Here is a 13,975-nt window from a genome sequence, read left to right as displayed (position 1 = left end):
AATCGAATCAGTTCGCGCCCTGCAGCCCCTGAACAACCTGATCCATGCCCTGGCAGACGTCCCTCTCCATGGCCAGCGCGGCCATCTCCGGGTCCTTACGCCGCAGTGCGTCAAGAATGTCCTTGTGCCGGTCCGGAAAGCTCTGGGTGCCGAGCCGCCCGCTGACCACCCGCAAAGAGGGGCCGAACCGCAGCCATAAGCGGTCTGCAATATCACTGAGGATGGGGGCATTCGCATGCGAATAGAGCGCCGTGTGGAAGCTGTAATTCTGAACCAGGTATCCCGCCACATCACCAGTGGCGATGGCTTTGTCCAAGGCATTGTCGATGGCCGCCAGCTCCTCGATAACCGCTGCGCCGATATGCGGGGTCGCCCGGCGCGCTAGCTCGCACTCAATTGTTTTTCTGGCAAAAATAAGCTCCTCAAGATCATCCGGTCCAAGCAGGGGAACCGACACGCGGCGGTTGCCCTGGAACATCAGCGCCCCGTCCGAGATCAGCCGCCGGATCGCCTCGCGGACCGGTGTCATGCCGGCCTCCAGCGTCTCCACCAGGCCCTGGATGGTCACCGCCTGCCCGGGCACCAGCTCGCCGAACAGAATCTGCGCCCTGAGCTTTTGATAAACGATCTCATGCGCGGGCAGTTTTGCTGGGCTGTCCTGTGCCGCAACGGCTGGTGAAGTCGTCTCTGTCACCGGTGGTTTCCCTCCTGAATTTTGGGCAGCTTGCACCATCCCGAGGCAAGTGAAAACATAAAGAGTATTGCCCAACGCGGCAAAACTTGATCAAATCTATTTACAGCCGGACTCCGAAACCGGCACGCACAGGGAGAAATTCATGACACTGAAAACGATGACCATGACCGCCGTCGTTGCCCTCGGCACGGCTGCTGCGGCCGCGGCGGAAGAGGTTCGCGTCTACAATTGGTCCGACTACATTGATGAAAGCCTGCTGGAAAAGTTCGAAGCCGAAACCGGCATCGAACTGATCTATGACGTCTTCGACAGCAACGAGGTACTTGAGACCAAAATGCTGGCGGGCGGCTCTGGCTATGACGTGGTGGTGCCGACCGGGTCCTTCCTGGCGCGCCAGATTCAGGCCGGCGCCTTCCAGAAGCTGGACATGTCCAAGCTGCCGAACAAGGAAAACATGTGGGACGCGATCGAGGAGCGCACTTCGCGCTATGATCCCGGCAACGAGTTTTCGATCAACTACATGTGGGGCACCACCGGCATCGGCGTGAATACCGCCAAGGTCAAGGAAGTGCTGGGAGAGGACGCACCGGTCGACTCGCTGGAGCTGGTGTTCAACCCGGAATACATGGAAAAGCTGGCCAGCTGCGGCGTGCATTTCCTGGATGCGCCGGACGAGATGATTCCGGCGGCCCTGAAGTATATCGGCGAAGACCCCAACAGCATGGATGCCGATGTTGTGGAGAAGGCCGAACCGGTTCTGATGGCCGTGCGCCCCTATGTCACCAAGTTCCACAGCTCCGAATACATTAACGCCCTGGCCAATGGCGATATCTGCGTGGCCTTCGGCTGGTCCGGCGACATCCTGCAGGCACGCGACCGCGCGGACGAAGCGGATAACGGCGTCGAGATCGCGTTCAACGCGCCCAAGGAAGGCGCGCTGATGTGGTTCGACCAGATGGCGATCCCGGTCGATGCCCCGAACCCCGATGGTGCCCACAAGTTCCTGAACTTCATCATGGACGCAGAGAATATGGCGACGGCGTCCAACTACGTCTATTACGCCAATGGCAACAAGGCGTCCCAGGAACTCCTGGAAGAGGATGTGATCGGCGATCCCGCGATCTATCCCAACGAAGATACCGTCAAGAACCTGTACATCAAGGAAGGCTACCCGCCGAAAGTACAGCGCAAGGCCACCCGCATGTGGACCAAGATCAAATCCGGCACCTGATCAGCCGCACATGACCCGCGGGGCGCATACACCGCCCCGCACCCCCTCACGCGCCTGGCAGTGCCTCGCGCGGCCAACCAATACATCCGCGCGACACTTCGCAGAAGAGGCCCGGCTTGACTGCTTCCGTATTCGAACCTTGGAACGATCCTGAGGCTAAGCCCTTGATCCACTTCCAGAACGTCACCAAGCGCTTTGGTGAATTCACTGCCATCGACAATCTGACCATCGACATCTACGAGCGGGAATTCTACGCGCTGCTGGGGCCCTCGGGCTGCGGCAAGACCACGCTGATGCGGATGCTCGCCGGGTTCGAAACCCCGACTGAGGGCAAGATTTTCCTGGCTGGGCAAGACATTGCCCCGGTGCCGCCCAACAAGCGCGCCGTGAACATGATGTTCCAGTCCTACGCACTGTTCCCGCATCTGTCGATCTGGGAGAATATCGCCTTCGGGCTCAAGCGCGAGGGCATGCCCAAGCATGACATCAACGACCGGGTCGAAGAGATGCTGCGGCTGACCCGGCTGGAGAAGTTCGCCCGCCGCAAGCCGCATCAGATCTCCGGCGGCCAGCGGCAGCGGGTGGCGCTGGCGCGGTCGCTGGCGAAGGCGCCGAAGCTGCTGCTGCTGGACGAACCGCTGGGCGCGCTCGACAAGAAGCTGCGCCAGGATACCCAGTTCGAGCTGATGGATATCCAGGAGAAGACCGGAACCACCTTCGTGATCGTGACCCACGATCAGGAAGAAGCGATGACGGTCGCCTCCCGCGTCGCGGTGATGGATCACGGAAAGATCGTTCAGGTGGCAACACCGGACCGGATCTATGAAACGCCGAACTCAGTCTATGTCGCTGATTTCATTGGCGATGTGAACCTGATCGAAGGCACCGTCAGACCCAATGGCGGCGGCAGTTATGCAATGTCCTGGCGCGAAGGCCAGCCGCCGCTGAACGTGCAGTCGGGCAACGAATTCTCTGACGGTCAGAAAGCCCATCTGGCGATCCGCCCGGAAAAGGTCTCCATCAGTGCCGAAAAACCGGCGGCGGCGGACAACGCCGTGCAGGGCCGCATTCTCGACATCGCCTATCTCGGCAACATCTCCACCTATCACGTTGAGCTGCCGACCGGTGCGGTGATCAAGGCGCAATCTGCAAACACCCGCCGCATCGCCCGCCGCGATTTCACCTGGGAAGACTCTGTCTGGCTGTCCTGGACAGCCACGGCAGGCGTTCTGCTGGCAGAATGATGCGCCGCTTTGTCCTGATCGCCATCCCATATGCCTGGCTTCTGGCGCTGTTCCTGGTGCCCTTTGCCATCGTCCTGAAAATCTCGCTGTCGGATTACGCGGTCTCAATCCCGCCGTACGTTCCGCAATTCGACTGGGCTGAGGGTATCTCAGCCTTTCTGGCGGAGCTGGATTTTGAAAACTTCATCTGGCTGACCGAGGATGATCTTTACTGGAAGGCTTATCTCAGCTCCTTGCAGATCGCGGCCGTCTCCACGTTTCTGACTCTTCTGGCAGGCTACCCGATTGCCTATGGCATGGCGCGGGCGCCAGAGGAATGGCGGCCGACGCTGATGATGCTGGTGATCCTGCCGTTCTGGACCTCCTTCCTGATCCGCGTTTATGCGTGGATGGGGATCCTGTCGAACGAAGGTTTCCTGAACCAGTTCCTGATGTGGCTGGGGGTGATTTCGGAACCGCTGACCATCCTCAACACCAATTCCGCGGTCTATATCGGCATCATCTATACCTACCTGCCGTTCATGATCCTGCCGGTCTATTCAGCGCTGGAGCGGCTGGACGGCTCGCTGATCGAAGCGGCAGAGGACCTGGGCTGCTCGCGCCTGACCGCGTTTTGGCTGGTGACCATCCCGCTGTCGAAAAACGGCATCATTGCCGGCAGTTTCCTGGTTTTCATCCCTGTCCTGGGTGAATTCGTGATCCCGTCGCTGCTGGGCGGTTCCGACACGCTGATGATCGGCAAGGTGCTGTGGGAGGAGTTCTTCTCCAACCGCGACTGGCCGGTGGCATCCGCCGTGGCGGTGGTTTTGCTGCTGCTGCTCATCATCCCGATCGTGCTGTTCCAGCGCAACCAGCAGAAACAGCAGGAGGCCGAGCAATGAACCGTATGACCTGGTTTAACGCCGTATCGTTGACCCTCGGATTTGCCTTCCTGTATATCCCGATGGTGATCCTGGTGATCTTCAGCTTCAACGAAAGCAAACTGGTTACTGTTTGGGCAGGTTTCTCAACCAAATGGTACGGGGAGCTGCTGCAGAACGATGCCTTCCTGAACGCCGCTTGGGTGACGCTTAAAGTTGCCGTGTTCTCCTCCACCATGGCCACCGTGCTGGGCACGATCGCGGCCTATGTTCTGGTGCGCGGCGGGCGGTTCATGGGGCGGACGCTGTTTTCAGGCATGATCTATGCGCCGCTGGTGATGCCTGAGGTTATTACCGGCCTGTCGCTGCTGCTGCTGTTCATCGGCATCGGCCTGGATCGCGGGGTTTTAACCATCGTGCTGGCGCACACCACGTTTTCCATGTGCTATGTCTCGGTGGTGGTGTCCTCCCGCCTGGTGAGCTTCGACCGCTCGCTGGAGGAAGCGGCGCTGGATCTGGGCTGCTCCCCGGCGGAGGCCTTCCGCCTGGTGACCCTGCCGATCATTGCGCCTGCGGTGATTTCGGGGTGGCTTTTGGCCTTCACCCTGTCGCTGGATGATCTGGTGATCGCCTCGTTCACCTCCGGTCCCTCGGCCACCACCCTGCCGATCAAGATCTTCTCCGCCGTGCGCCTGGGCGTCAGCCCCGAGATCAACGCGCTGTCGACCATCATGATCAGCATCGTCACCGTGGGCGTCATCACCGCCTCGCTGGTGACCAAACACCAGGTGGCCCGCCAGAAACGGGAGGAACAGGCTGCGGTGCGCGCCTGATGCGCCGGATCTTTTCCGACTACGCCTATGGTCCCGGCCCGCGCAGCAACTGCTGGTGGGACGAGACCATCGCGGCGCCGGACTGGCCGGTGCTGCAGGGTGAAGCATCCGCCGAAGTGGCGATCATCGGCGGCGGCTTTACCGGTGTGTCAGCCGCGTTGCATCTGGCCGAAAGCGGGGTGTCCGTTGCGGTGCTGGAGGCCGAAACCCCGGGCTGGGGCGCCTCTGGCCGCAACGGCGGGTTCTGCTGCCTTGGCGGGTCGAAACTCTCTGGCCCGGCTATGCGCCGTATGTTCGGGCAGGCCGCCGCCGGAACTTACGGCGCCGGCGAAAAAGCCGCCGTGCATCTGGTGCGGGATCTGCTGCAGACCCATGGTATCGACGCGGACACGCACTCGGACGGGGAAACCCAGCTGGCGCATAGCGAAAAGGCCGCGCGCCGCCTGCGCGCGCAAGCCGAAGCCATGCGCGCCGCAGGAGGAGAACCTGATTTTTTAACCCGCAGTCAGCTGGCGCAGAACGGTCTGAACGGCTCCTTCCATGCGGCGCTGACTACGCCGGTTGGCTTTGCCCTGAACCCGCGCAAATACCTGTTCGGCCTGGCTGGCGCCGCACAGAATGCCGGGGCTAGCCTGTACCAGCACAGCGCTGCCCGGTCGGTGCGGCAGGACCGCGGCGGATACAGATTAGAGACTAAACAGGGTGTTTTGCGAGCCGCCAAGGTCATCATCGCCACCAATGGCTATTCCTCCGAGGATCTGCCGGGCTGGCTGGCCGGACGCTACATGCCTGCTCAATCCACCGTCATGGTGACCCGTCCGCTGACGAAGGCCGAGCTGCAGGCGCAGGGCTGGGTTTCGCACCAGATGGCCTATGACACCCGCAACCTGCTGCATTACTTCCGGCTGATGCCGGACAAACGCTTTTTGTTCGGAATGCGCGGCGGGCTGCTGGCCTCGCCGCGGGCTGAGACCGCAATCCGGCACAAGCTGCGGCAGGATTTCGAGGCGATGTTCCCGGCGTGGCATACTGTGGAAACCACCCATTGCTGGTCCGGCATGGTCTGCTTGTCCCGAAACCTGGTTCCCTTCGTGGGCGCGGTTCCAGAGATGCCGGGCATCTATGCCGGTCTCTGCTATCACGGTAACGGCGTCGCCATGGGCAGCTATGCCGGGCGGCTGCTGAGCGATCTTGTCCAGGACCGGACGCCTGATTTGCCCTACTCTCCCGTGATGCAAAACATGCCGCGCTTCCCCTTTGGCCGCGCCCGCCGGATCCTGATGCCGCCCGCCTATGCGCTGCTAGGCCTGATGGACTGAAGCGCCGCGCGCTCCAACTCAAACGCCTGCCGGTCCCTGGCACTGCCGCGCTCCGCCCGCCACAGGCAATAGGCCGCCATACGCCAGTGAAACCAGGGCTTGAGCGCCAGCACCCGGCCGGCAATCCGCGGGTCGGGATAGGCGGCAAGGAAACTGTCCTCCTCCGCCTTCGACAGAGGTGCCCCCCGGTACATCAGCTGCATGGCGGGCGACAGGAACAGGGCCAGATCCTCCGCCGGATCTCCGATCTGCGGGCATTGCCAGTCGATCAGGGTCAGCGTGCCGTCATGCGCCAGCAGATTGCCGGGCACCGGGTCGCCGTGGATCAGAACCGGCAGCGGCAGCGGCGGAACCTGCCCCAGCGGCCGCATAGCCGCCAGCGAGTCCCGGCCTTGGCAGTATTTCAGAATATCAAAGGTCTGTCCCTCCAGCGCGGCGCTGCCGTTCGCGCCTTCCGGCAATCCTGGCGGCGGAGCAAGGTCGTGCAGCCGCCCCAGGAGTTGCGCAACATGGCCAGTGTCCTGCCGCCAGGGGCTGCCGTTCACATGCGCATACCCCAGCCACCTGCGGCCTTCGAAAACACCGGTCTGCACCAGCGGCGGCACCATCCCAGTGCCGGACAGCGCCGTCAGCACTGCGGCTTCCCGTGCCGGATCATTGGCGAACAAGGGATTGCCGCCATCTGCCGCGTACAGCTTAATCACCAGCCCGCCTGCCCGCCAGACATGGTTCGAACGCCCCCCCGCCAGACGGCGGGGGGCCGGAACATGCAGGCCCGTTGCAGAAAGGTGCGCAAAGAAACGGGCTTCGAATTTGTCAGGCAGCGGTTGCAGGGCGGTCTCCGGTGTTATGCCGCCCCGTTCTTAGACAGTTTTTCGCCCAGCGGATACCGCCGGGTCAGCTTTGCGGATCGCGAAGCGCGCTCACCGAAGAGGCCAGGACCACAGACCCGCCTTCGGTGATTAGGCCCACATCGCCGCCCTGCATCCGGGTTTCGTTCACCTTGAAATAGATCTCGGCGTATTCCTGCAGCAAAAGTTCGTCGCCTTTTCTGCTTTCGATGACAAACTTATACTCCCCTGCCTCCAGCGGATTTCCGTCTTCATCCAGGCCGGTCCACTGGTAAGGCTCGGCTGAGACCGGCAGGGTGACTCGCTGCACTTCGGACCCCTTGGTGTCCTGTACGACCAATGTGACCGAATCCGCAGCCGCTGCCGGGTTAGGCGCAATGGTGATCTCGCTGCTGCCGTCGAAATAGCCCGGAGCCACGCCCCGCGCCTCCATCCCGACCCAGCCGGACAGCGCCGCCATGTTGGCCAGACCCAGCTGGGATTGCAGGCCTTCCAGCAAGGTGTTGCTCTTGGTCTGCTGCTCCACCATCGAAAATTGCGCCAGCTGAGCCGCGTATTCGGTCGAATCAAGCGGTTCCAGCGGGTCCTGGTTCGTCGCCTGCGCGGTCAGCATTTTCACGAAGGTTTCGAAGTCGGACGTCAGCCCGGAGGTCTTCTGGGTGGCCGCCGGCTGCTGGGGTGTTTGTGCCGCGGGGCTGCCCGCGGAGGTGACTGCTGTTGTCATGTGATCAGACCCTCATGTCCACGCCGGTTTCACCCAGCCGTAGGTTTTGAATTACTTGTTCAGTGCCATCCGCCGCATCAGCGCCGCGCGGCCCTGTGCCGCCGGAAGATGCCCCGCCGCCGCCCGCATCATCTGCGGACTGGCCGCCGGTCTGGCCGCCGCTGAATTCGAAGGAGATGTCCTCATACCCCATGCGGCGGAATTCCTCGGCCAGTTCGTGGATATGGCGGCGCATCAGATCAGCGGTTTCCGGCCGCTCTGTTTGGATAATCATGGTAATGCCCGTTTCACTGGCGACCACACGCATTTTCACGTGGCCCAGCTCCTGCGGGTTCAGCGAAACTTCAACTTTCTGCTCACCCTTGGCCGCAAAAGCCTCGGCTAGCTGCGCCGCTATCATGCGCGGCGTCTCCGGCCGGTGCACCGTGCCTGTGCCGAAGGAGGCCTCCGCCAGCAGCTGCGTCAGTCCCGGCACCTCGCCGGACAGGCCAAATGCGCCCTGCAGAGAATCTTCGGACCCGGACAGCAGTTCAGCACCCGCCGAACCCGCGCCAAGCCCGCCGGCAATCGGCGGCTGAAGCACCGAAACAGCAGGCCGCTGCGGGTTCGGCGCCGGCGCTGCCGCGGGTGCACGGAACTCTCCGCTCTTGAGATCGCTGAAAAACGCCCTGCCAGTCTCGCCAGCGTCAGCGTCCGCCGGGACATCGCCGGTAAGTGCCGCTACTGCTGACTCGGCCCTCTGTCCTGGCCCCTTTGGCGCGGTCTGGCCCGCTGTCAGCGCCTGCACTATGCCTTGCGCGGCTGGCATGTTCAGTTGAGCCGCTCCGTCAGGCCGGATGGCAGCCTGCTGGCCGTCTGGCTGCAAGGATTGAGAACCGGGTATCGCCATTGCGGAGTATGGAACGGCGGGCGCCTGACCAGCGGCTGCAACGCCTTTGTTTACCTGACCAGGGGCGGTGCCGGATTGCTGTTGCCCGGTCGGCGGTTGTGCATTGGCAACTAAGGCCGCCTTAACCGAAGCCTCCTCAGGCACGCGGGTGGTGCCTGAACCTTCGGTTCCTTGCGGCACCTTCAAATCTGCGTTTTTTTCGCCTCGCTCCGCTGTGTTTCGGCCGGAGACAGCCTCCGCCTGGGTTTGCCCGGGAGCCTGAATTCGAGCGATTTCTTCAGATGTTTCAGTCTGGCCGCCGCCTGCGGCCGCCGGGTTTTGCCCGACCGCCGCACCGTCTGCCTGCTGCGTGCCGTCAGCAGAAGGCGGGACAGGCTGCCCCGTAACGATATTCTCACGCGAAGGCCTCTCGACGCCGGACACACGTTCGCTCTTGGCCAGTTGATCCGCGCCTTCTGCAACGCTGGAAGAGCCATGAGGCACTTTCTCACCGGCAGCTTTAGGATCGGAGTCCGGTCGCGCCTGCGCTTCGGCCACTGCGGCTTCTTCAGAGTCTTGATCTGTACTGGTGCCAGCCAGACCTTCATTCGTCTCGGCCTCGGGCAGTCCAGCTTCAAGCTCAGACACTTCGCCCGACGCCTCGGCCACTCTGGCTTCAGGCTCGTCAATTCCGGTTTCGGCCGCTTCTGTCTGGGCGGCTTGCGATTCGGTGCCCGCTTCTGCCTCCGCCACTTCGCTCTTGCCTGCAACCGCTTCTTCGGCCGCGTCTTCGGGCCCGGATTGAGCCGCGACAAGATCAGCGAAATCATTGGAACTGGAGGATTTTTTGGATGACTCCCCGGTTGCGGCCGGCATCTTGCCAACAGAACCGGCTTCAAAGCCAAGGATCGAATTCATCATCATAATTGTGTTCCGGACATTCTATCTCGACCCGGACAGACTTATCCCAAAGCGGTTACGGCAATTTTAACCGGTTCCGGCGCAGTTTTAGAAAATCGATGAAATTCGACGTCAAACCGGAGAACCGGACATGTCAGATCTACTGCCCACCCCGCTGCAGACTGCATCTGCAGTGCGTCCAGTACGGCCCGCAGGCAGCGACCCGCTGCGCGAGGCCGCTATTGAGCTGGAAGCTTCCTTTCTTGCGCAAATGCTGAAGTCCGCAGGCCTTGGCGAATCCCGCGAAGGTTTCGGCGGCGGCGCAGGCGAGGACCAGTTTTCCAGCTTTCTCATCCGCGAACAGGCCAACCAGATTGCCCGCTCCGGCGGCATCGGCCTGGCCGAATCACTTTATCACGCATTGAAGGAGACCGAAGGTGAGTGACCTGAAACCGCAAAAGCTCATTGATGAGCTGGACCAAATCCTCGACCGCGAGCGCACTGCCCTGATGGAGGGAGACCTTGGCAAGCTGGAAGGGCTTCTTGCGAAAAAAGAGAAGGTGATCGGCAAGCTGAACTCTGTATCAGAGCTGGAGCGCGAGTCTCTGGCGCAGGTTCAGACCAAATTGTCGCGCAATCAGCAGCTGCTGGACAGCGCCATGGACGGCATCCGCTCAGTCGCGGCGCGCATGGCCGAACTGCGCCGAATCCGCAAGGGCCTGGACGTTTATGACCAGGCCGGACGCCGGAACCGCTACGGCACCCGCAGCGGCGCCAAGCTGGAAAAACGCGCCTGATGCAATTTTGGGAAAATTCTAAAAAACCAAATCCCGGCATTAGCACTCCTTTAGCAACTAATGGGCCAAAGTCGCCTTGCACCTCAAGAGGGGTGGCGCGGAAGCCAGAGGGCGGAACGCACAGTCAGAAAGACGTCAATCAACGCCCCGCCGGGGCACAGAATTAAGGGGCTAAAGCGCCCCGCAGCTAAAGGAAAAAGCTATGACCAGCATTCTGACAAACAACGGCGCAATGGTTGCTCTGCAGACTCTGAAGACTGTGAACAACAACCTGGAAGAGACCCAGAACCAGATCTCGACCGGCAAAGAGGTCGGCATGGCCAAGGACAACTCCGCTGTCTGGGCCATTTCCAAGTCGATGGAGTCCGACATCCAGGCATATCAGGCTGTCGGAGATGCACTGGACTTCGGCGAGGCCACTGTGGCTGTTGCCTCCTCCGGTATGGAACAGATCGTCGAAACCCTGAAGGAAATGCGCGAGCTGGTGGTAGCCGGCGTTTCCGAGAACGTTGACCACGACAAAATCGAAAACGACCTGGCCAAGAAGCGGGAGCAGATTGACTCGATCATCTCCTCCGCGTCCTTCAACGGTGCGAACCTGCTGGACGTTAGCGGCGCGAGTGAGCTGAATGTTCTCGGCGGGCTGGATCCGGCCAACGACATCATTCAGGTCAATCACATTGACGCGGCCACAAGCATCTCCGGCGTTATGGGAAACACCCTGGATTCGTCCAATGCCACCACTATCCTGAGTGAAATCGGAAATGCACTGACCTTCGCGATTGACAGCGCGGCTCAGCTGGGTGCGGACAGCAACCGCCTGACCGACCAGAGCTCGTTCGTGTCCAAACTGACCGACTCGCTGAAGTCGGGTGTCAGCACCATGAGCGACACCAACATGGAAGAGGCCTCGGCGCGGCTGAAAGCACTGCAGACCCAGCAGCAACTGGCGGTGCAGTCGCTGACCATCGCCAACCAGGCGCCATCGACCCTGCAGCAGCTGTTCCGCTAACAGCCTGATCCGGGGCGCTGATGGCGCCCCGGTCTTCCCTCTCAGAGAACCTGAAGAATAATACGTTAGGAAAACACGTGAATGCCCTTCTGAAGGCGAAGAGTGCCTATTCGGCGGCAAAGACCCCGACCCGGACAGCAAAGAACTTTGAATACGAAGTGGTTACCCGCGTCACCCGCCGGCTGATCACGGCTGCCCAAAAAGGCAGCGACGGGTTCAATGAACTTGCTCAGGCGTTGAACGACAACCGCAAGCTTTGGTCGATCTTCACGGCGGATCTCGCAATGAAGAGCAATCCCCTGCCAGATGACCTAAAGCAGAATCTCTTCGAACTGGCGGAATTCACGCGACAACACACCAGCAAAGTGCTTCAGCGCAAGGCCAACGTCCGGCCCCTGGTGGAAATCAATACGGCCATCCTGCGTGGCCTCCGCAGCGGAGCTTCCTGAATATGAGCGGACTTGTCCTGAAACTTGCCCCCAAGGAGCGTGTCCTTGTGAATGGCGCGGTGATTGAAAACGGCGACCGCCGCAGCCGCCTGTCCATTGTAACCCCGGATGCCAACATCCTGCGCCTGCGCGATGCCATTCATCCCGAAGAAGCCAATACACCGGTGCGCCGGGTCTGTTATGCTGCGCAGCTGATCCTGTCCGGCGATGCAGACCCCGAGGAAGAGCGTCTGCCGATGCTGCGCCGTATCGAGGAGCTGAGCCAGGTGTTCACGGACCCTGATAGCCGCGCTTCGCTGGCAGAAGCAACCGACGCCCTGATCGGCAACAACCACTACCGTTGCCTGAAGGCATTGCGCACTTTGCTGGCGCGCGAAGACCGTCTGTTTGCTGTCCGGCCGTCATAACCTTCCGGCCCTTCAAGCCGGCCACTATGACTGCCCTTGCAGCCCCGTTCGGCAACCAGGGTACAGCGGTCACACAGGATGCAGTCCTGCAGCGCGAGACCGGTTTCGATTTTGAACAACACGCGCTGCGACCAAAGCGCCGGGGGCCTCATCAGCGATCCCCGGCGACTGGATTTTTATCCCGGCGAAACGGCCTGGAGGCAAGCAGCTCCGCAGCAGCTTTATTGAAACGCCTCATTAGGGCAGGCACCGGCTCAGTGAATGCGTTGTTCATCCGCCGGTTTTCAAGGCGGAACAATCCCGAGCCTCCACAGCCTTTCCGCTGCTGGACGCCTCCTCATTCCGATCCGCAAAATCTGCTATCCAAAAAGCGGCGCCACAGGCCTGAGCCGGGCGCCGGCTTTCATCTTTTTAGTGACAGCAAGCCGCCCCTTAGCGTCCCGCCTTGGCACGGCGCAGCAGCAGCAGGAGGCGGTTGAAACTGCTGGTGATACCCTCCGCATCCTCGCGCCCGAAAAAGGCATCCAATTCGGGCCAAAGCTTGACGGCCTGGTCCAGCACTGCGTCATTGCCCTCAGCATAAAGCCCGGCGCGGATCATCACCTCGGATTGCTCATAGGCGCCCAGAAACTTGCGCACTTCCTGGATGGCTGCGTTTTCGTCCGCCGTGGCCGCAGCGGGCAGGCTGCGCGACACCGAGCGCGACACGTCGACCGCGGGGAACCTGCCGCGTTCGGCAATTTCCCGGCTCAGAACGATATGCCCGTCCAGAACACCGCGCAGGATATCGGCAATCGGCTCATCCATATCGGAGCCGGCCACCAGGACGCTGAAAACCGCGGTGATGTCGCCCTGCCCTTCGCCGCCAGGGCCGGCCCGCTCGCACAGCCCGGTGATCAGCGGCGTCACCGAAGGCGGGTAGCCGCGCAACGCGGGCGCCTCTCCCGAGGCGGCAGAGATTTCACGGTGCGCCTCGGCAAAACGGGTGACAGAGTCGGCCAGGAACAGCACGTTCTTACCCTGGTCGCGGAAGTGCTCCGCCACGGTCATGGCAGCCCAAGCACAGCGGCGCCTGACAAGCGCCGACTGATCGGACGTCGCCGCCACCACCACAGCCCGGCGCATGCCCTCGGGGCCGAGGACCTGTTCGACAAAGTGATTCACCTCACGGCCGCGTTCGCCGATCAGAGCCATCACCACCACATCCGCTTCCATGGCTTTGGCCAGTTTGGCCAGCAGTGAGGACTTCCCCACCCCGGAGCCCGCAAAAAGGCCCACGCGCTGGCCGCGCACAATCGGGAGAATCGTATTCAGCAATGCGTGCCCGGTGGGCAGCCGTTCCCCCATGCCGCGCCGCCCGGCGGCCTTGGGCGGGGCCGCCATCAAATCCCGTGGTGCAGATCCTGGCAGCATCGGGCGGCCGTCCAGCGGCTCGCCAAAGGGGTCGATCACCCGGCCGATCCAATGATCGCTGGGCGCGAACTCCGGCGAAGGATGCAGCAGAACCGCATCGCCGATCGCGGCACCATCAGGGGCGCGGTCAGGCAACATACTGATGTTATTCCCTTTAATCTTCAGGACTTCGCCATGCAGCTCATCGCCGGGACCGCGGCGCAGCACCAGCCGGTCCCCGATCCGGGCAACTGATGCCAAGCCGCTGATTTCTATCTCTCCGCCCGCGATCCCAGTCACCCGGCCCATCTGCGATGCCAGGCGCGTGCTGGCAATTTGACGGGTCAGTGCTTGCAGCTCTGCTTTCATGGCGGCGGTCTCCCTTGGTGTCCTG

Annotated in this window: 15 protein-coding genes; 10 read left to right on the top strand and 5 right to left on the bottom strand. The window is 61.8% G+C overall.

Going from position 1 to position 13,975, the window contains the following annotated elements; genetic code table 11:
- Positions 1 to 7: 7 nt before the first annotated feature.
- Positions 8 to 694: a GntR family transcriptional regulator gene (locus PHA8399_RS18090; RefSeq protein WP_141891593.1), complete on the bottom strand. Its 687-nt coding sequence runs from the start codon at positions 692 to 694 to the stop codon at positions 8 to 10.
- Between the two features lie 142 nt (positions 695 to 836).
- On the opposite strand from PHA8399_RS18090, the gene PHA8399_RS18085 reads away from it, so the two are divergent.
- From PHA8399_RS18085 to PHA8399_RS18065, 5 genes are all read left to right on the top strand, one after another.
- Positions 837 to 1,925 carry a polyamine ABC transporter substrate-binding protein gene (locus tag PHA8399_RS18085; RefSeq protein ID WP_058287607.1) on the top strand — a complete coding sequence of 363 codons (1,089 nt, stop codon included), beginning with the start codon at positions 837 to 839 and terminating at the stop codon, positions 1,923 to 1,925.
- Positions 1,926 to 2,041: 116 nt separating this feature from the next.
- A complete protein-coding gene (locus tag PHA8399_RS18080; protein WP_058287499.1) occupies positions 2,042 to 3,169 on the top strand; it encodes an ABC transporter ATP-binding protein in 1,128 nt (375 codons plus the stop codon).
- Entirely contained in the window at positions 3,169 to 4,050 is an 882-nt protein-coding gene (locus PHA8399_RS18075; protein WP_058287498.1) for an ABC transporter permease subunit, read from the top strand. Before PHA8399_RS18080 ends, PHA8399_RS18075 begins: the two co-directional genes overlap by 1 nt.
- A complete protein-coding gene (locus PHA8399_RS18070; RefSeq protein ID WP_058287497.1) occupies positions 4,047 to 4,862 on the top strand; it encodes an ABC transporter permease in 816 nt (271 codons plus the stop codon). The genes PHA8399_RS18075 and PHA8399_RS18070 overlap by 4 nt, the downstream gene beginning before the upstream one ends.
- Positions 4,862 to 6,181, top strand: a complete 1,320-nt coding sequence (locus PHA8399_RS18065) for an NAD(P)/FAD-dependent oxidoreductase (RefSeq protein ID WP_208856339.1) — start codon at positions 4,862 to 4,864, stop codon at positions 6,179 to 6,181. Before PHA8399_RS18070 ends, PHA8399_RS18065 begins: the two co-directional genes overlap by 1 nt.
- Here the strand turns inward: PHA8399_RS18065 and PHA8399_RS18060 are convergent.
- From PHA8399_RS18060 to fliK, 3 genes are all read right to left on the bottom strand, one after another.
- Positions 6,154 to 6,930: a phosphotransferase gene (locus PHA8399_RS18060; RefSeq protein WP_145977064.1), complete on the bottom strand. Its 777-nt coding sequence runs from the start codon at positions 6,928 to 6,930 to the stop codon at positions 6,154 to 6,156. The two genes, PHA8399_RS18065 and PHA8399_RS18060, sit on opposite strands and share 28 nt — an antisense overlap.
- Before the next feature lie 148 nt (positions 6,931 to 7,078).
- Positions 7,079 to 7,756, bottom strand: coding sequence for a flagellar hook capping FlgD N-terminal domain-containing protein (locus PHA8399_RS18055; RefSeq protein ID WP_058287494.1), 678 nt, complete (start codon positions 7,754 to 7,756; stop codon positions 7,079 to 7,081).
- A gap of 4 nt (positions 7,757 to 7,760) precedes the next feature.
- On the bottom strand, positions 7,761 to 9,548 hold the full coding sequence (gene fliK / locus PHA8399_RS22035) for a flagellar hook-length control protein FliK (protein WP_082649568.1): 1,788 nt from the start codon (positions 9,546 to 9,548) through the stop codon (positions 7,761 to 7,763).
- A gap of 127 nt (positions 9,549 to 9,675) precedes the next feature.
- Between fliK and PHA8399_RS18040 the strand changes: the two genes are divergently transcribed.
- The 5 genes from PHA8399_RS18040 (at position 9,676) to flbT (ending at position 12,189) form a co-directional block, all read left to right on the top strand.
- On the top strand, positions 9,676 to 9,969 hold the full coding sequence (locus tag PHA8399_RS18040; RefSeq protein ID WP_244270249.1) for a rod-binding protein: 294 nt from the start codon (positions 9,676 to 9,678) through the stop codon (positions 9,967 to 9,969).
- Complete coding sequence (locus tag PHA8399_RS18035) at positions 9,962 to 10,321, top strand: flagellar export chaperone FlgN (RefSeq protein WP_027245120.1); 360 nt, start codon at positions 9,962 to 9,964, stop codon at positions 10,319 to 10,321. Before PHA8399_RS18040 ends, PHA8399_RS18035 begins: the two co-directional genes overlap by 8 nt.
- Positions 10,322 to 10,523: 202 nt before the next feature.
- The gene (locus PHA8399_RS18030; protein ID WP_058287491.1) at positions 10,524 to 11,333 is read left to right on the top strand and encodes a flagellin N-terminal helical domain-containing protein; all 810 of its coding nucleotides are present in this window, start codon (positions 10,524 to 10,526) and stop codon (positions 11,331 to 11,333) included.
- A gap of 77 nt (positions 11,334 to 11,410) precedes the next feature.
- Positions 11,411 to 11,782 carry a flagellar biosynthesis regulator FlaF gene (flaF, locus tag PHA8399_RS18025; RefSeq protein ID WP_027245122.1) on the top strand — a complete coding sequence of 124 codons (372 nt, stop codon included), beginning with the start codon at positions 11,411 to 11,413 and terminating at the stop codon, positions 11,780 to 11,782.
- A 2-nt stretch (positions 11,783 to 11,784) separates the two neighbouring features.
- Positions 11,785 to 12,189 (top strand): flagellar biosynthesis repressor FlbT, encoded by a 405-nt coding sequence (gene flbT, locus PHA8399_RS18020; RefSeq protein ID WP_027235787.1) that lies wholly within the window; start codon positions 11,785 to 11,787, stop codon positions 12,187 to 12,189.
- Positions 12,190 to 12,621: 432 nt separating this feature from the next.
- On the opposite strand, the gene PHA8399_RS18015 is transcribed toward flbT, so the two are convergent.
- Positions 12,622 to 13,950 (bottom strand): FliI/YscN family ATPase, encoded by a 1,329-nt coding sequence (locus tag PHA8399_RS18015; RefSeq protein WP_058287490.1) that lies wholly within the window; start codon positions 13,948 to 13,950, stop codon positions 12,622 to 12,624.
- Positions 13,951 to 13,975: the final 25 nt, after the last annotated feature.

This window comes from Leisingera aquaemixtae (assembly GCF_001458395.1).
GTDB classification, from domain to species: domain Bacteria; phylum Pseudomonadota; class Alphaproteobacteria; order Rhodobacterales; family Rhodobacteraceae; genus Leisingera; species Leisingera aquaemixtae.
The sequence above is the reverse complement of the archived record's forward strand: the minus strand, read 5'-3'. Positions and strand labels throughout refer to the sequence as shown.